Genomic DNA, 17,014 nt, shown 5'->3' with positions numbered 1-17,014 from the left:
CGGTGGGTAGGCATTCACGTCCGGACGACGTGGACGACGACGAGAGCATCCACATTCCCGCCGACCTCGCTCCCTCGGGTCGCCACGCGAAGATCTGGGATTCCCCGTCACTGTCGGGCTACGCGCATCCCTCGATGACCAACACGGGGCAACTGCACATCGACCTCGTCGCCGAAACCGTCCTGATGGAACGGATCGTCGCCAAGGTCCACGAGGACCGCGACGGCACCCTGCACGAACCGCGACAGCCGCAACTGGACGGACGCGCGGCGCGGCGCAATACCGTGGCGATGCTCGGGAGCCGTCTGGCCATCGCGTCGATGGGCTGGGCCGGATCGATGATTTTGGCACGGGTGCTCGCCCCCGACGACTTCGGCAAGTTCTCGTTCGTGTTCGGTTTGCTCGGAGTGCTGTCGGTGGTGACGGATCTGGGCGTGGGCCGCGTCGTGCTCGCCAAACTCGTCGAATGCAATCCGTGGGAGGTCTCCTACGTCACGACGGCGTTCATCGCGCTGCGCGGGGTGCTCGGCTTCATCGGCTACGCCCTCGCGGTCGGATACGTGGTGCTGCTGGGCTATTCGTCGGACGTGGTGTGGGCAACGGTCGTGGCAGGGCTGGTCGTGGTGGTGGCGACCCCCAGCAACGCATTGTCGGTGATGTACCAGAGCCGTCTGCGTATGGCGTCGGTGGCCGCGGCCGAAACACTCGGCCAGCTCGCGCAATTGGTCTGCACCATTGCGGCTGTCCTGTGGCATCCGGTCCTGCTGGTGGTCGTCGCACCCGCGGTGATCAACGAAGTCGTCGCGGCCGCACTCAAGATTCGTGGCGTCCGCGCCGGCAAAGCCGGACCGCTACCGGCCGCGCGTGCCCAGTTGTGGCGCTGGCGCGAAATGCTGATCGAGGCGGTGCCACTGACGATCGGTTTCGCGCTGCTCACCGTCCTGTCGAAAGTCGACGTGCTGATGCTCGGCCGGATGGACACCTTCGACTCCGTCGGCCTCTACACGGTGGGGTACAAATTCGCCGACCTGTTGTCGATGGTCGCCTCCACGGTCGTCGGGCCCGTCACCACGCTGCTCGTCGCGACGTGGCCGGCGCAGAGCGAGCAGTTCCGGCAGCGGACGCGTGAAGCGGCGATGCTGCTCGCGGTCCTCGGAGCGGCGGCGACCGCCGCATTCTGGCCGACCGCGGACGGTGTGCTGGCGTTGCTCTACGGAGAGCGATTCGCCGAAGGTGCCGATGCCTCCCGAATGCTCGTGGCCGGCAGCGCACTGTCGATGCTCACCGAACTGGGCCTGATGGTTCTCGTTGCGACCGGCCGGCACCGCGTCTACCCCTGGGTCGCGCTCGCCGCGCTCGTCGCGAACGTCGCCATGAACCTGGTGCTGATCCCCCGGATGTCGTTCGAGGGCGCGGCCCTCGCGACGGTCCTCACCGAGGCGGTGATGGTGGTGGCGATCTGGGTCGTGGTCGCCCGGACGGTTGCGGTCCGGCGGCTGTTCCCGTTCGCCCAGGCGTCGGCCATCGCCATGCTGGGTGTAGCAGTGACCGTATGGGCGTCGCTGCTCGCCGAGCAGTTCGACGTGCCGTGGCCGATCACCGCCGTCGTTGCTCCCCTGTGTGTGTTCGCAGGTGTTCATTTCCTTCCCATCACCGGTGGGCTGGGACTCGTCGGGCTCGTGAAGTCTCGGTGAGTCCGCGCCGGGCACAGCAGTACGGAGAAACAGTGAGACGGAGAGCGGTGCTACGGAGACGACTGCTGAGCGCAGTGGCGGTGCTGGTCGTGCTCGGTACAGTCGCGTGCGGAAGCACCGAGCCCGCCGGGTGCCGCACCGATCTGTCGGCCGACAGCCTCGGTGTGGCCACGGGTTCGGGGCTCGACACTCTCGGGGATGCGGATCTCGACCGGTACTTCGGCGCCGCCGCGGACAGCGGTGCGGCGTGGGTCCGGTTCGACTTCGACTGGTCGATTCTCGAGCCGAGCCGGGGAGAATTCGACTGGTCCGGAACCGACCGGGTCGTCGATGCGGCCCGCGCGCACGGACTGCAGATCCTCGGATTGCTCACCCACACCCCGGAGTGGGCACGCGCCGGTGACGCAAACGATACGCACGGCCGGCCCGCCGATCCGGACGAGTTCGGGCGGTTCGGCGCGGATGTCGCGCAGCGGTACCGGGACCGGGTCTCCCACTGGGAGATCTGGAACGAGCCGAACCTCGCGGTGTTCTTCGGACCGCAGCCGGACCCGGTGGCGTATGCGGCCCTACTGGAGTCCGCCTCGAGTCGTATCCGTGCGGCGGTGCCCGGCGCCGTGGTCGTGAGCGGCGGATTGTCCCCGGCGACCGACAACGGGACGGATATCGCTCCGACGACCTTCCTCTCGGAACTCTACGAACTGGGTGTGGCGGAGAGTTTCGATGTGGTGGGCATGCATCCGTACAGCTACCCCGCCTTGCCCTCCGACGCCTCGACCGAGAGCTGGAACTCCTTCTACCGGATGCGCGACATGCGCGACATCATGATCGGGCACGGTGACGACGGAAAGCCGATATGGGCAACCGAATTCGGATCTCCTACCGGAACCGGCACCGATGCGGTGGATGCGGAGCGGCAGGCAGAGATACTGCGCGACGGCATCACCGAGCAGCGGCGCCTCGGTTTCGTGGACAAGCTGTTCGTGTACAGCCTCGTCGATCGTGGCACCGACGAATCCGATCGCGAACAGAATTTCGGTGTCGTCGACCATGCCCTTGCACCGAAACCCGCCTGGCACGTGATGCGCACGGCGGCAACGACACCCGGATGCCTCTGATCAGACGGATTCACCTGCGGGCCGGAGCACGTCGCGTGCGGCGCGACGCACCGGCCTCACCCAGTCGCTGCCGCGCTCGGCGAGCTGGAGCATCCATCGGGCGCGGCGGCGGCGGACGGGTGTGGCAACGACGGTTCCGACCCGGTATTCGCCGTTCGCCCAATGCGATTTGAATTCCGAGACGCCGACCATGTAGTCGAATCTCGCGATGCCGAGGGCGTCGTGATGGTCGGCGAGCCATCGCTGCAACAGCTGACCGGGTTGGTACCGGCGCACATCGGGATGAAAGCGGGCCATCCACATCTCGGCCACGTCGCCGGTGCGGAACATGATTTCGTGTGCGCACCACCGTGTTCCGACGACCAAGCCCACCACGAGCAGAGTTCCCGCCCGCGCTTCGGCCTCGAGCAGAGGTTTGGTGAACGCCGCGAACGACGGCCCGAAGAAATTGTCGCGGTCGGTGTGCTCGTCGGCTGCCGCTGCGACGGCGACGATGTCGTCCCAGCGTCGCTCGAGGTGTTCCGGATCGCGGATCACCTCGACTCGCGCGGGTGTACCGGCACCCTCGAGTGCTCGTTCGGCACGGCGCAGTGTCTTGAGCGTACGACTGCCGCGCAGCGTCGTCGCACCGGCGCCGCTCGGCAGATCGATGGTGAGGCATCGATCGTCCACCTCGACGCCGACGTTCCACAGCGGCGACGTACGCAACACCTCCACCAGGGGATCCGCTACGTCGATGTGGGTGAGTTGCAGCGACATCCCGGTTTCGGCGATCCCGTCCACCAACTCGGCGAGGGCAGCACCGTCGGTTGCGACGAACGTGCCGATCGTGCCGAGGCCGTGCCCCGGAAAGCGGAGGGTCTGTACGCCGAGTCGATTGCGCCGGTGGAGCGGAGCCACCGCCACGAGTCGTCCACCGCGGCGTGCCGTACCCACTGCCAGTCGTCCCCGCCCGAGGTTCCGGTGCCAGTTCAGCGCGTACGACGGTCGCGCGGCGACACGTGTGCCCACGTGCCGCGTGAGGTCGGACCATTCCGGGACGAGGGCGTCGACTGCACTGCCCTCGACGATGTCGAAGGTCATTGTCCGGGGCGGCGTCCGCGCTCCGGCTCGGACCGCCGGTGCTCTGTGTGCCGGCCTCGCATGTACCCAGCTCCTTCTCCCGGAAAGCACCGCGACGCCCGGCCGCGAGGGACGCGACGTCTCTCGCTCCCCGAGAACGATCGTAGGCGGAGGGCGCACCGTTACGTCGTCCGCACCGAGCTACCTCCCGGCGCTCGGCCGGAGCCGGCGCGTCTACCGGACTCGGGGCGCCGCGAACGGTGCCGCAGGTACATCTGCTCCGCTGCCGAGCGCCGAGGTGACGCCCTCGAGGATCATGTCGAGAAGCTCAGCCGATGTCGCGAAGTTTATGCGCACGTAGTTGCGGCATCCGCTACCGAACCGCAGCCCTCCCTCGACGAGGATCCTGCCGCGCTCCCGCACCCGTTCGACCGGATCATCGAATCCGAGCGGTCCGGCGTCGATCCAGGTGAGATACGTTCCCTCCGGAAGGTGGTGCCGTGCAGCGGGGATCCGTTCTCGAAGCACAGCGTCGACATGCCGGCGATTCCGTTCCAGGACCTGCATGAGGTCGCGCTGCCATGCGTCACCGTGCCGCCATGCGGCAAGTGTGGCGATCACTCCGGGCACGGACACAGCGCCGTAGAGGTCGAACGGTTCGGCATCACGCCGTCTCAGTAGCCGTTCCGATCCGTAGTGCACGACCGCGCACCGTAACCCGGCCAGGTTGAAGGACTTTCCCGCGGATGTGATCGTGACAGTACGTCTCGCCGCGTCAGGACCGAGCGACGCGAACGGAATGTGCACATGGGGTTCGTAGACCAGTTCGGCATGGATTTCGTCGCTGACCACCAGCAGGTCGAACCGTTCGGCGATGTCTGCGATCTGCTCGAGCTCCGCGCGGGTGTGAACACGGCCGGTGGGATTGTGCGGGTTGACGAGCACCAGTACGCGGGGGCGGTGGCGCGCAACCCGCTGCTCGAAGGCTTCCATGTCCAGCACCCACCCGTCGCCCCGATCGACGAAGGGGAAATCGAGCTGCTGCAGGCCCATCCGGCGGATGGAGGCGAGAAACGGCGGATAGTTCGGGGTCTGAACGACGACCGAGTCACCGCGCCGCGTGCTCAAGTGGAGGATCAGTTGCAGGGCCTGGATCAAGTCCGTTTGTTCGCGGACCGAGCCCGGGTCCGGTTCCCATCCGTACCGGTCGCGCATCCGTGCCGCGAATTCTTCACGCAGCGGGGTGCCGTGCACCCAATTCGGGTAGCCGAGGTCGGTCTCGATCTGTTCGTGGAGCGCACTGCGGATGACCGGCGCAACGGGGAAGTCCATGTCGGCGACCCACGCGGGCAACAGCCCTTCGTCGACGGCACGAGCCCATTTCGCCCCCGCGCGAGCCGACAACTCGGCGATGTCCAGGTCATCGAATCCTGGGAAAGAAATCCTGCTCATCGGACCTCCTCGGATGCGGAGAGCAGCAGATCGCGCGTGATCTCGATCTGACCGTGATGCTGCGCAAGCTCTTCGAGGACGTGGAGCAGGACCCCGTCGACCGACACCACGTCACCCCGGTACTTCTCCGGTACAGCATGCGCCAGCCGGGCGGCCGGGTCCACCGCAGCGAGATCCTCGGCCAGCCGGGTGCGCTGCTCGGCGACCATCCGCGCCAACTCCGCGACGGTGCCCGATGCACCGAACTCCGACTCGCGGTCGCGGTTGCTCTCCCGGCCGAGGACGATGTGGCCCACCCAGAACTCGACGAGCGCGCAGCAGTGATAGGTGATCGCCCACACCGAGTTGGCGCCCGGCAGCGGCGGTACCGTGTTCGCGCCGGCGTCGCCGAGCTTCGTCGACGCGGACAGCATCCCGTCGAAAGCACGATCGACGAAGTAGAGGTACTCGTCGGTTTTCATCGCCCTACCGCCGTTCATCCTCATGTTCGAGTGAGCTGAGAATGACACGGTTCGGGGAAATCCGCGCGGCGAACTCAGGCGACTTCCGCGGGTCTTTCGCCGGTGACGAAGAAGATGAGCCGATCGGCCACGTCGGCGGCCTGGTCTCCGAACCGCCCGTAGAAGCGCGCGACGAGAACGGTGTCCACGGCCGTCGGAACGTCACCGTCCCAGTTCTTGCCTTCGACGGTGGCGAGGATCCGCGAGTGCACCGCGTCCAACTCGCGCTGGAGCGCACGGACACTCTGAATCGCCTCGAGGTCGAGATGAGTGAACACATCGCGCAGCACGGCTGCGATCCGGGCTGCGACGTCAGCCATCACAGCGAGGTCGTCGTGCAGGGCACCTCGCACGAGCAGGTCCGGGAAGCGACGGCGTGCAACGCGCGCGATGTGGAGCGTGAGTTGCCCCATCCGGCTCAGATCACCGCTGATCCTGACTGCAGAGAACACGAGTCGGAGGTCCGCGGCGACAGGCCCCTGCAAGGCGAGGATCTTCATGGCCCGATGGGCGCAGTCCGTGGTCAGCTCGTCGAGGCGGGCGTCGAGGTCGAGCGTGCTCTGCGCCGCCAGCAGGTCACCGCGGAACAGCGCCTCGGTCGCCGACGAGAGACCCTCCGCGGCCACAGCGCCGAGTTCCCCCAGCCGTTCGAGCAGTTCGTTCAGTTCGCCCTTGAACACTTCCCTCATGCAGCACTCCTCTCGGTAGCGCGCGGAAGTCCCATTCTGCTGCGGTGGGTGCCACCACAAGCTGAATGCCCGTCCCCCCACGTTCTACACAGGCTGATGATTCACTTCTTTGCGCTCGGTGTCACTCCGGATATCGGCAGGCGAGAGATCGTCCATGCGCGCAAGGTGAGCTTTGATCCATTCTGTACTTCCCGGTGTCGCGACGTGCTCATGCGTTGTACCGGCGATGCGGGTAGTCAAGGCAGTCCTTCGAGGTAATGTGCCGACGTTGCTCGGCTCGCAGGCCACCCCACACCCCCGGAGTGACCGCCATCACTATATAGCGAGACCGCGAGGATACAACTCGGCCTAGTCCGAAGCTCGGGGTGTGGAGTCCGGTGCAGGAGCCGAATCGCTGGACGGCGGCCGATTTCCCTGGTCGTCTCGGTTCCGGACGATCTCCTGGGCGTACTCGCGGTTGACCGACTCGCTCACCGGAGCATATGTCTCCTCCGCATGCGGCGGGTGCCCCTGCGGCGTGTCGACCTGCCCCTCCCCGCTCCGGTAGCGGGGATGAGGGGTGTTTTCCTGGGGCTCGAAGAGCGACTTCGAGAGCGCCGCGATGGGCCGGGTCGGCGGTGCCGGATCGACGAACGGAACGGGCCCGGACGACCGGTCGCAGTCGGGCACAGGCACAGGCGTCGGCATGGGAGGCCGGCGCTGCGGGTCCACGGGCACTTGCGAGCGCGCGTGCGGTTGTTGCGGGTGCGATTGCGGGCGCGGGTGGGGTTGCGGCTGCGAGTGCGGTTGCGGGGAGAGGGCAACACTGCTCGGCTCGGGCGCCGTCGGGGCGGCCACCGGCTCGTCCTTCTCGGGTGCCGGCGGCTTCTCGACGGACAAGACGACCAGCCTGGTGGGGACCTCGATCTCGGCCAGCGCACGAAGACTGTTCTCCACGGCAGCCCGGTCTTCGCTACCCGTCGTGACGACGATCAGGGCAAGCCCGACCTTCTCCTGACGCAGTTGCTTCCACCATTGATCGGTCAAGCCGCACCGGATGATGCGTTCGGCGGCGTCGTCGCTGAAGACGTCCGGGTCCGCCTCCACCCCGGAACCGTCGAGAACGAGAATCGCTTCGCCGAGCGACGCGCGCTGCTGCAGCATCACCACCGTGTCGAGCGGCAGGCGTGGGGTGCCGGAGGTATCGACCTGCAGGGCCGTGCGATACCGGCGGGAAGTCCGCCGCGCCCATGCCGGCGTGACGGTCCTGCCGAACCGGCCGTTGAGGGCGACCAGCAGCTCCGCGACCACGATCAGCGTGAACAGGAATGCGACCGCAGCCTCTGCCTTCGGTTTCGGCGAGACCTTCGTGCCGCTTCCGGCGGGCGCGGCCAGCACCTGGAGGTGTTCGGCACCGGCACCGGAGCGCACGGCACGAAGCTGGTCGAGGCGGGAATCCAGTTCGGCCTGCAACACCGGGTCCGGGCTGCCGTCGTCCGTGCTGTCGTCGGCACCGGCCGCGAGTTCGGCACGGAGACCCGCGACGATTCCGTCGAGATCCGCGATGCGCGATTCGAGTGCGGTGCGGTTCCGGGTGCTCTGAGCCTGGTCGAGCGCAGCAACGACCACCTGAGCGAGCCGGTCCGCTTCCTCCTGGGACCCGTCGCGTGCCGTCACCGTGAGCAGTGTCGGCGACGTTCCGTAGTCCACCCAGATGTTGCCGGACAACGCAGCCGGATCCTCACCGACCTCCGCCGCGATGGCGGCCACCACGCGGGAATCCTCCGACAGCGCGACGTAGGGAGCGATCAGCTGCCCGAGGGACGCGTCCGAGCCCGACACCGCTGCGCTGCTGCGAATCTCCACCACGACGGTCGACTCGTAGACGCCGGGTCCGCTGTCGCGGACGAAGAACACCGCGAGTGCCACCACCGCCGCCGCGACGGCCGCCGGAAGCGCGACCCGCGCCAGTTCGCGAGCGTGCCCGAGGAGATCGACGGCCGGAGGGACGCCGAGTTCACGACGCAACTCGGCGTCGCGGATGTTTCCTTCAAGCACGTCGCGGACCCTTTCGCGGAACTGCCGTATGGGGGGAAATGTCGCTTTTAGGTCGCGAAAATCCGGCCGAACGTTACCTCACTCCGGAGCGCGCGGCTACACGCCGAGGAGCCAGCGAGGGCGCGACCACATCTGCCAGTTCTCGACCACCTGCGCACCGGCCGAGACATACAGCGGGGTCACCTGCGGGCTGGTGAGACCGCACATCGGCACCGGACCACGCAGTGCGAACGTGCGGGCTGCCGCCGCATCCACGAGACGCCGCGCGTAGCCACGACGCTGCCGTCCCTTCCTCGTCCCCAGCGACCACACGGTTTCGATCTCGCCGCCGTCCGAAATCAGTGTGCAGGACTGTAAGCGAGCGTCGTCGAAGATGCCCGTCGCCGTCAGGCCGGGTGCTTCCGGAACGGTGTCGGCGTACGCAATCGCCGCGGTCCCCGGCGACACCCCGAACGCACCCGCAGCCAGGTCGCGCGCGTCGGACATGTCCTCACGCCCCAGGACCCGCAACGCGTCGTCCTCGGGTGCGAGGACCGGAACGAACACCGTCAGGTCGAGAGCCCCCGCGCACACCCAGCCGCGGTCGGCGAGCACCTGTGCGGCGGCGAGGCCTCGTCCGGCGAGCAACACGATCGCCGGGAAGCCGGCTGCGGTCACGATGTCGTATACGTGTTGCGCATGCGCGGTGACGTCGCCGTTGTGGACGAGCGCGAGGTTGTAGTCGGGATCCGGTGCTCCGGTGATCCCGGCCCACCATCCGTCACCGTCCAGGTACGACCCCGCAGCGGTGAGCGGCCGCATACTGCGTCCGTAGGCACGGCGCAGGACGTCGAGCGTCACGGTGGTACCTGAGATGGAGCCGGGTGTCACTCGTGATCCTCCTGCTTCTCGGCACATCCGAGTTCGACCGGTACGAGATGAAGTTATCGTCCACTACCTCGCACACGCATCGGCGGCACCCCTGGAAGGGTGCCGCCGATGTGCGACGGAAGGGGACGTCAGGAAGGATTGCCGATCAGGTCGCGAAGGAACTCGACGACCCCGCTGGGCAACTCGAAGCCCGGAACCGCCGGGATCGCGCCCGGTCCCGCGGTCGACCTCTGGCGCGCTCAGATCGAAGGCCTGCTGCCTCGGATCCGCCTCTGCCGGACGGTCGCGTCGGCGACGTACGCCGGAAACGGTACCGTGCCCGAGCTGTGCTGTCGCGACAACAGTTCTGGCAGAACTTGTTTCGACGTTCGGTATGCCGGAAATGTCGGCGGGAATAGTGAAGCCCCGGGCGACTCTGGTGGAGTAGACCGGGGCTTCTGCGTAGGCCGGCGATGGGGGTTACCGGCCTGCGCAGTCGCCCGCACGATGGGATGTGAGGGCAACGGAAGAGACTTTATCCCGATGCGATTGCTACTCGCGAGTACACCGGAAAAGGGCAGGAACAGCGTGTGACGGCACAGTGCCTCGTTCAGGACACTCTGCGCGAGCGCCGTCCGTGAGCCGGTGCCCCTGCTCGGAGCGCCGGGCCGCACTCATGCCCACAGCGCGGACGCCATGTCCGGCAGCGTTCGGTCGATATCGTGCAGTGACAAGACGCGCTGCCGGGCGATATCGGATATCTCGCGTCGCGCTACCGGGTCGTCGAGGAGGCGCGTCAGCGCCTCGGCGAGAGCCTCCGGATCACCGGGCCGCACCAGCACACCGGCGCCGTTTGCGAGGTATTCCGCCGTGCCGCCGTGATCGGTGCCCAGTACCGGCACGCCGTGCGCCATGGCCTCCAGCACTCCGAGGGGCCCCGCTTCCGGTGACGTGCTCGCCGAGACCAGGACGTCCCACGTATCGAGCACCTGCGCGGGAGGGACATGCCCGAGGAAAACGACGCGTCCACGCAGATCGGGCATCGCAGCACGGGTGCGCAACTCGTCGAGGAATGCCTCGTCGCCGGGAAACGGCGTGCCCGCGATATCCAGCCGGACATCGGGAATGCGGGAGACCGCTTCCAGAAGAATCCGGTGCCCCTTCCACTCGGTGATCGAGGCCAGGATGCCCACGCGCGATGCGCCTGGGCCCGCCGGGTCGCGGCGACGCTCGCCGACGGATACACCGTTACGAGCGACGACCGTGCGAAATCCCAGTGCCCGGACGGGTTCTGCCGTCGCACGCGACACGGCGACAGCGGTGCCGACGCCTGGTCGGCCGAGTCGGGCGACGAGGATCTGACGTCGAGACGACAGGGTGTCGTGTACGAGCCATGCCGCGCGTCCGGCGCGCCGGGTTCCGGCGACGGCCAGGGAGACCGCCGGCAGCGCGAACAACGAATTACACACGACTCGAGCATGTTCCGTGGACTGTGCGCGGCGGATCCGGGCTCCGGCCCTCGCCCACCTCACGGGAAGAGATGCCAGGCCGAGCACACGACGGACACCTTGCTGTCCCTGCATCCCGAGCGGCGGTACCACCAGTCGCGCCACCTCGCCGGGCAGAGCGTCGGCGAGAGGCCCGTCGGGACATGCCACGATCACGCGTCGTCCTTCGTTCCGTGCGTGGTCGATCAGCGCGAGCATGACCTTCTCCGCGCCCGATCGCTGCCCGGTGTGTGCGACGAAAAGCAGCGGGTCGGTCACCGCGCAGCGACCGACCCGTGCGCCTCGTACAGCAGTTCGGTCAGACGGTGGGCCGTGGTCCGGATATCGAAGTGCTCGGCGATGCGCTCGTGGGCCGAAGCGCCCATCTCGCGACGGCGGATTCCATCGGCCAGCAGCAGACGCATCGCGGCGAGGAGCGCGTCCTCGTCGTCGTGGTCGATGAGCAGGCCGGTGTCGCCGTCGACCACCATTTCCGGAATCGACCCCACCGTCGAGGCGATCACGGGCAGTCCAGCGGCGCCCGCTTCGAGAATCACGTTGGGAGCCTGATCCATTCCCGACGGGAAACACATGAGGTCGGCGTCGGCGAGGATGTCCCACAACCGGTCGTCACCGCTGGTGAGGTCGTCGATCACGGTCACGGCGCGACCGGCCGGCACGGCATCCTTGGTCACGAGAACCAGATCGCACGCGTCGGCGAGGTGCTTCTGGTGCAGGCGCAGCAGGGTGTTGCCACCCTTTCGTTCCATGCTGGTGCCGATGAAGACGATGGTCGGTCGCGCTCGCCCCGTGCGATCGGGGAGCGCTCTCTCGCCGGTGAGAAACGGCGACCAGATTCCCGGGGCCATCGTCGTGACCTTGTCGTCCGACAGGCCGTACGTCGGCCCGGTGAGCGACGCCGCGGTACGACGGCCGTTCGCGACAACGGTCAGCGCCGCGTCGAGGACGGGTTGCTCGAAACGCACCGCCGCCCGAACGGCGAGGCGGGTGAACCGGGTCGCCGCGCGGTAGGGCAGGAGGTAGGCATTGAGTTCGTTGGTGCTGTCGGTCGTGACCACAGTGGGGAGTCCACGCACCATGTCGGCAGAGCCGAGCATGCAGTTTTGTGTGTAGACGTGCAGAACATCGACGTCGCCGTCCGCAAGGCGTTCCCGCAACCGGCGGCGCAGTCCGCGCGAATGCACGAGTTGTCCCCGCAACGCCTGCAGGTCGAGATCGAGCCGTCCGAGGCCGGGAATCGGCGCGCGCATGATCCGGCCGAGCAGAGAAGGCCCGCCCGCGTCGAGGAATTCGACCTCGACATCGTCGCGCTCGGCGAAGGCACGGCGCAGGGAGTGGTGCACAGTTGCATGGCCACCGATGTTCTCGTTCACGAACAGCGCTTTCAGCGGTGCTCCCACGCACTCACGACCTTCCGTTTCGTCCGTTCCCTCCCGATCGAGCCATCGAAATCGGGAGGTTGCCCGTTACAGCCGTGACATGGTGCGGCGAAGGCCGACCGCGAAGCCCGCCTCTCCGATCGCATTCCTGTCGTCCACGGGAAGCGGCGGCGTGGCGATTCCGCGCCGCGCTCAGCTGGGACGGGCGTCGGGATGTTCGTGAACGAAGTTCAGATACGCCTTCGACGGCGTCGGGCCACGCTGCCCCTGATACTTGGATCCGACCTTTGCGCTGCCGTAGGGATTCTCGGCGGGGCTCGTCAAACGGAACAGGCACAGCTGTCCGATCTTCATCCCGGGCCACAGCGTGATCGGCAGGTTCGCGACGTTCGACAGTTCGAGGGTGATGTGACCGTCGAATCCGGGGTCGATGAAGCCGGCCGTGGAGTGGGTCAGCAGCCCGAGACGCCCGAGTGACGATTTGCCCTCGAGGCGGCCCGCGAGGTCGTCGGGCAGGGTGCACCGCTCCATGGTGGATCCGAGCACGAACTCGCCGGGGTGCAGCACGAACGACTCTCCCTGCGGCACCTGCACGAGCGTCGTCAGCTCGTCCTGCTGCTTGGCGGGGTCGATGTGGGTGTAGCGGGTGTTGTTGAAGACACGGAACAGGCTGTCGAGTTTGACGTCCACACTCGACGGCTGCACGAGCTCCGGATCGTAGGGGTCGATACCGAGATGCCCGGAGGCGACCTGGGCGCGGATGTCACGATCGGAGAGGAGCACGGGGTAAAGGTTAACAACCACCGAAGATCGGCGACGAAGACGTCGTCAGCTCTCGGCGTCCTGCCGCAGTTGTGCAGACATCGTGAGCAACAGTTCGGTGCACTGCTCGACCACGTCGTCTGCGTCCAGCGGAACCGTGCCGTCGAGCCACGCGGTCATCGCCTGCGCGAGCCCCCCGACGACATAGTGCGCGGCCAGGTCGAGGCGGGGTGTGTGAGTGATCGAGTAGATGTTCTCGGCCTGGGCGGTGACGAGCCCGGCGAACATTCGCGTCGAAGCGAGGCGTCGCTTGGCGAGTTGGGGATTGGCCTGGCTCACGGAGAACAGCATCCGCCCGAGCCGCGGGTCCTCGCCGATCTCGCGGACGATGTTCTCGACGCAGGCGCGGACGATCGCGCGGTCGTCGCCGGGCTGCGCACCGACGACCGCGGCAAGAGTGCTTTCCGCGATCCGCTGCACCGCGTAGTCGTACACCGCTCCGGTGAGCTCGTCGCGGTCCGCGAAATTCTCGTAGAAGTACCGTGATGCCAAGGCTGCCCGCTTGCAGACGCCGCGGACCGACAAAACGGGTTCGCCGTCGGCTCCACCGAGGATGTCGAGCGCGGCTTCGATGAGCTGAGCCCGGCGATCGGCCTGCCGTTCCTCACCCGCGCGTCCGCCGTAGAGCCGTCCTGTTGCCATGCGCCCATCTTCTCAGACCTCTTTACGCGACGCGCATATCTGAGTACATTCGTGTTCAGTTGAGTCGGCCGACAAGGAGCACGATGACGATCCTCGAGAAACCCGCAGGTCTGGACGACACCATGGACGGTCTCGGGCTCGCCGCGGGTGCGGCGAACATCATCATGCAACTCTCCTGGCCCCAGGTGGGCTACGGCGTCTTCGAGAGCCGCGTCGAATCCGGGCGGTTGTTCGATCACCCCCTCAAACGCACCCGCACCACCCTCACCTACCTGGCGGTCGCGGCACGAGGCACCGACGACGAGAAGCGGCTCTTCCGCGACGGCGTGAACAAGGCCCACGCGCAGGTCCGGTCGACCGCCGCCAGTCCCGTGAAATACAACGCCTTCGACCACGAACTGCAACTGTGGGTCGCCGCGTGCATCTACCGCGGCTTCGAAGACGTCCACCGTTCCCTCTACGGGCCGATCCCCGAGGACGCCGTCGACTACTTCTACCAGCGCGGGGCCGCCTTCGGGACCACGCTGCAGGTCCCTCGGTCGAAGTGGCCGAAGGACCGCGACGCCTTCGAGCAGTACTGGAAGGAAGGGCTCGAGAACGTCCGCATCGATCCGGTCGTGCGGGAACATCTGCTGTCTATCGCGCGCATGGAATTCCTGCCCCAACCGATCCCGTTCCTGTTCGGCCGGCTCAACCTGTTCTTCACCGCGGGCTACCTGCCGCAGCGGTTCCGCGACGAGATGCTCATGGCGTGGACGCCCCGCGATCAACGGCGCTTCGAACGGCTCATGAAGGCGCTCGGCGCGCTGAACAAGCGACTGCCGGTCGCGCTGCGCGAACTGCCGTACCGCGTCCTTCTCGCCGATATGCGCCGGCGGATCAGGAAGGGACAGACCCTCGTGTAGGGGTGCAGCGACCGATCGGGGAGTCTGCTAAAGTTTGCTCCTAGCTTGAGCGGAGCCGGTGAAAACCGGCAAAAGCCCAGCGTGCCGATGTAGTTCAATGGTAGAACATCAGCTTCCCAAGCTGAATACGCGGGTTCGATTCCCGTCATCGGCTCTCCAGAAGGCCCTGGCCAGCGCATCGCGCAGCCAGGGCCTTCGTCGTTGACGGGTTAGTCGGTACCTCCGTGGTACCTCCGGCGCGCGGGTTGATACGGTCCGAGAATGCGATTAGTGGAATGGAAGCACCTTGTAGATAATGACTCATTCACCGAGAGCAAAGCTTTTTCGACGATCAAGGAACACGTGACTGCAGCAGTAGACGCAGTTCATTGGCCGCCCTCTGCAAGCGGCTTCAGGCTTAACCCCACCAAAAAGGGCAACGGCGTCAAACCAATTAAAGAAGGTTTCGTTGACTATCTCGCCCTCCAGGGATGGGCAATGGAAGTTGACCGCTTCGACTGTCACTACACCTTTCCCAGTAGTGACCTTTTACCCTTTGCCATCGAGTGGGAGACTGGCAATATTGCATCCAGCCATCGGGCAATTAACCGAATGGCCCTCGGGATGGTTGAGAAGCGAATCTGCGGAGGAATTCTAGTACTGCCCTCTAGAGAGATGTACCGCTACCTGACCGATCGAATTGGAAATGCACAGGAACTCCTTCCCTACCACCGCCTCTGGGAGCGCTGGCAGGGCGACGTGGAGCTCCCTTACTTGGGCATCATTACCGTCGAGCATGAGCGTCTCGACGACACCGTACCGCTGATTATGAAAGGGACGGACGGACGGGCGCTTATCTAGAAGAGTTTCTCCTCTCCAGGGGGCGCAGTCTTCTTTCTGGAAACCTTCTTGGCAGCGCCCTTTCCTGCGTCCCCTAGATTCGGCAGCTCAACTTCTGCATCCTTCCCGGTAAGTCTGCGCACGATTGGATCAACGTCACCGAGCTCCGTACCGATCCAGTGGCGGTGCATACGTTCCGCAACAGCGTAGGTCGTGCCACTACCGCCGAACGGATCAAACACGAGGTCACCGGGCTCACTGGAGATTGTGAGGACTCGCTCTAGCAACTTCTCCGAAAGCTCGTTTGCACCACGCTTCTTAGTTTTCGCGTGCCGTACAGGAGGAATGTCCAGCCAGACATCGGTCAAATTAATACCATCGGGATGAAGTTTATTCCGATGACCACCGTAATCTTTTATATCCCCGCCGCAGTGCCGACAGGTCTGAATAGGCAACCGTGGGCGGGTAAATCGACCAGGCTTACCCTTTGTGTAGTAGAGCATGCTGTAGTGCGACGGGTACAGCTTATTAGGGATCGGCAAGCTGTACTTAATATCGATAGCTACCCAGTGTCGAAAATCCATACCGGCGGCGTTTAGGAAATGACCAAGCTCAATATTCCATTTCGGAATGTTGAATAGATAAAATGCTCCGCCAGGCTTTACGATCCGTACACACTCTTTAATCCAAGCCTCGCACCACGCCAAATACTCATCAGCCTTGAGGGCGTCATTGATGCCCTTGCCGTAGTCCTTATTTAGATTGAAAGGAGGGTCAGCAAATACCAAGTCTACCGACTCATCCTCGATCGTCGGCAGCACAGCCAGGCAGTCACCTTGATAGAGGGAGCCCAGCTCTGAATTAAAGATTGGTTTCACCACATGCGCCTCTCATGACAGCTGACCGCTTCAGCGTAGCCAACAGCAACATCGTACGTACGTTCGATTCAGCTCATCGTGGCATTGACCACTGACAGGTCTCTTGGTGGCAGCTTCAGTACACCGGTCCGGTATACTTCTCACCTGGCCCTTGGCCCGGCTCGTCGGGATGTGCCGATGCCTCGCGGAATGCGCGCTGGAGCGCCTGAAGCCCCTCGCGGATGGGACCCGCATGAGGACCGAGGTACTCCACGGACGCCGTGACAAGACCCGCGAGTGCCGTAATGACCCGACGTGCCTCATCCAAATCGCGGTGAATACTCCCGTCAGGATCTGGGTCGGCAAGACCCAGCTTCTCAGCAGCCGAGCTCATGAGCATCACTGCCGCACGACTGATCACCTCCACTGCAGGAATCTCGGCTAAGTCACGGACGTCTTCTACATTCGTGTTCGGGTTTTCACTAGTCATGCCAACAAGGATTTCATTCAGCACCTAGAGAGGCATACACGGGGCACCTATCGCTCGCTGCCCTTCACCGGAAACTTAAACGCACCACGTTCCCGGCCACAGGCTGGCCCATTGGGGACTGCCCCCGGTTTGGTTGACATCTGATCTGTGAGGATCACTCCTCACGATGGAAGGATGTTTCCCATGCCGAA

General features: G+C 65.5%; 16 protein-coding genes and 1 tRNA gene. 5 read left to right on the top strand and 12 right to left on the bottom strand.

The window, feature by feature from the left end; genetic code table 11:
• The first annotated feature begins 2 nt into the window (after positions 1 to 2).
• Both HF877_RS00085 and HF877_RS00080 read left to right on the top strand, forming a co-directional pair.
• Positions 3 to 1,694: an oligosaccharide flippase family protein gene (locus tag HF877_RS00085; RefSeq protein WP_346765021.1), complete on the top strand. Its 1,692-nt coding sequence runs from the start codon at positions 3 to 5 to the stop codon at positions 1,692 to 1,694.
• Between the two features lie 32 nt (positions 1,695 to 1,726).
• Positions 1,727 to 2,812 (top strand): cellulase family glycosylhydrolase, encoded by a 1,086-nt coding sequence (locus HF877_RS00080; protein WP_346765020.1) that lies wholly within the window; start codon positions 1,727 to 1,729, stop codon positions 2,810 to 2,812.
• On the opposite strand, the gene HF877_RS00075 is transcribed toward HF877_RS00080, so the two are convergent.
• The 10 genes from HF877_RS00075 to HF877_RS00030 form a co-directional block, all read right to left on the bottom strand.
• Positions 2,813 to 3,895 (bottom strand): GNAT family N-acetyltransferase, encoded by a 1,083-nt coding sequence (locus HF877_RS00075; protein ID WP_169618889.1) that lies wholly within the window; start codon positions 3,893 to 3,895, stop codon positions 2,813 to 2,815.
• A gap of 213 nt (positions 3,896 to 4,108) precedes the next feature.
• Positions 4,109 to 5,326, bottom strand: a complete 1,218-nt coding sequence (locus HF877_RS00070) for an aminotransferase class I/II-fold pyridoxal phosphate-dependent enzyme (protein WP_169618887.1) — start codon at positions 5,324 to 5,326, stop codon at positions 4,109 to 4,111.
• Complete coding sequence (locus tag HF877_RS00065; protein ID WP_169618885.1) at positions 5,323 to 5,787, bottom strand: DinB family protein; 465 nt, start codon at positions 5,785 to 5,787, stop codon at positions 5,323 to 5,325. Before HF877_RS00065 ends, HF877_RS00070 begins: the two co-directional genes overlap by 4 nt.
• Before the next feature lie 74 nt (positions 5,788 to 5,861).
• Positions 5,862 to 6,515 carry a PhoU domain-containing protein gene (locus tag HF877_RS00060; protein WP_169618883.1) on the bottom strand — a complete coding sequence of 218 codons (654 nt, stop codon included), beginning with the start codon at positions 6,513 to 6,515 and terminating at the stop codon, positions 5,862 to 5,864.
• A 348-nt stretch (positions 6,516 to 6,863) separates the two neighbouring features.
• Positions 6,864 to 8,552, bottom strand: coding sequence for a hypothetical protein (locus HF877_RS00055; protein ID WP_169618881.1), 1,689 nt, complete (start codon positions 8,550 to 8,552; stop codon positions 6,864 to 6,866).
• A 96-nt stretch (positions 8,553 to 8,648) separates the two neighbouring features.
• Positions 8,649 to 9,392, bottom strand: coding sequence for an N-acetyltransferase (locus HF877_RS00050; protein WP_296550475.1), 744 nt, complete (start codon positions 9,390 to 9,392; stop codon positions 8,649 to 8,651).
• 683 nt (positions 9,393 to 10,075) lie between these two features.
• Entirely contained in the window at positions 10,076 to 11,167 is a 1,092-nt protein-coding gene (locus tag HF877_RS00045; protein WP_169618876.1) for a glycosyltransferase family 4 protein, read from the bottom strand.
• The gene (locus HF877_RS00040; RefSeq protein WP_169618875.1) at positions 11,164 to 12,309 is read right to left on the bottom strand and encodes a glycosyltransferase family 4 protein; all 1,146 of its coding nucleotides are present in this window, start codon (positions 12,307 to 12,309) and stop codon (positions 11,164 to 11,166) included. Before HF877_RS00040 ends, HF877_RS00045 begins: the two co-directional genes overlap by 4 nt.
• A gap of 171 nt (positions 12,310 to 12,480) precedes the next feature.
• Complete coding sequence (dcd, locus tag HF877_RS00035; protein WP_169618873.1) at positions 12,481 to 13,071, bottom strand: dCTP deaminase; 591 nt, start codon at positions 13,069 to 13,071, stop codon at positions 12,481 to 12,483.
• A 45-nt stretch (positions 13,072 to 13,116) separates the two neighbouring features.
• Positions 13,117 to 13,752, bottom strand: a complete 636-nt coding sequence (locus HF877_RS00030; RefSeq protein ID WP_169618871.1) for a TetR/AcrR family transcriptional regulator — start codon at positions 13,750 to 13,752, stop codon at positions 13,117 to 13,119.
• An 83-nt stretch (positions 13,753 to 13,835) separates the two neighbouring features.
• Between HF877_RS00030 and HF877_RS00025 the strand changes: the two genes are divergently transcribed.
• The 3 genes from HF877_RS00025 to HF877_RS00015 all read left to right on the top strand — a co-directional run bounded on the left by HF877_RS00025 (position 13,836) and on the right by HF877_RS00015 (position 15,497).
• Complete coding sequence (locus HF877_RS00025; RefSeq protein ID WP_169618869.1) at positions 13,836 to 14,657, top strand: oxygenase MpaB family protein; 822 nt, start codon at positions 13,836 to 13,838, stop codon at positions 14,655 to 14,657.
• A gap of 83 nt (positions 14,658 to 14,740) precedes the next feature.
• A tRNA-Gly gene (locus HF877_RS00020) sits at positions 14,741 to 14,811 on the top strand.
• A gap of 107 nt (positions 14,812 to 14,918) precedes the next feature.
• Entirely contained in the window at positions 14,919 to 15,497 is a 579-nt protein-coding gene (locus tag HF877_RS00015; protein ID WP_169618867.1) for a restriction endonuclease, read from the top strand.
• Here the strand turns inward: HF877_RS00015 and HF877_RS00010 are convergent.
• Both HF877_RS00010 and HF877_RS00005 read right to left on the bottom strand, forming a co-directional pair.
• Entirely contained in the window at positions 15,494 to 16,357 is an 864-nt protein-coding gene (locus tag HF877_RS00010) for a site-specific DNA-methyltransferase (RefSeq protein ID WP_169618858.1), read from the bottom strand. The two genes, HF877_RS00015 and HF877_RS00010, sit on opposite strands and share 4 nt — an antisense overlap.
• A 112-nt stretch (positions 16,358 to 16,469) precedes the next feature.
• Complete coding sequence (locus HF877_RS00005) at positions 16,470 to 16,823, bottom strand: DUF1844 domain-containing protein (protein ID WP_169618856.1); 354 nt, start codon at positions 16,821 to 16,823, stop codon at positions 16,470 to 16,472.
• Positions 16,824 to 17,014 lie beyond the last annotated feature (191 nt).

It is taken from the genome of Rhodococcus sp. BL-253-APC-6A1W, from assembly GCF_012843405.1.
Classification (GTDB): domain Bacteria; phylum Actinomycetota; class Actinomycetes; order Mycobacteriales; family Mycobacteriaceae; genus Rhodococcus.
Note: the sequence above shows the minus strand (reverse complement) of the source record. Positions and strands in the feature narration are given on the sequence as shown.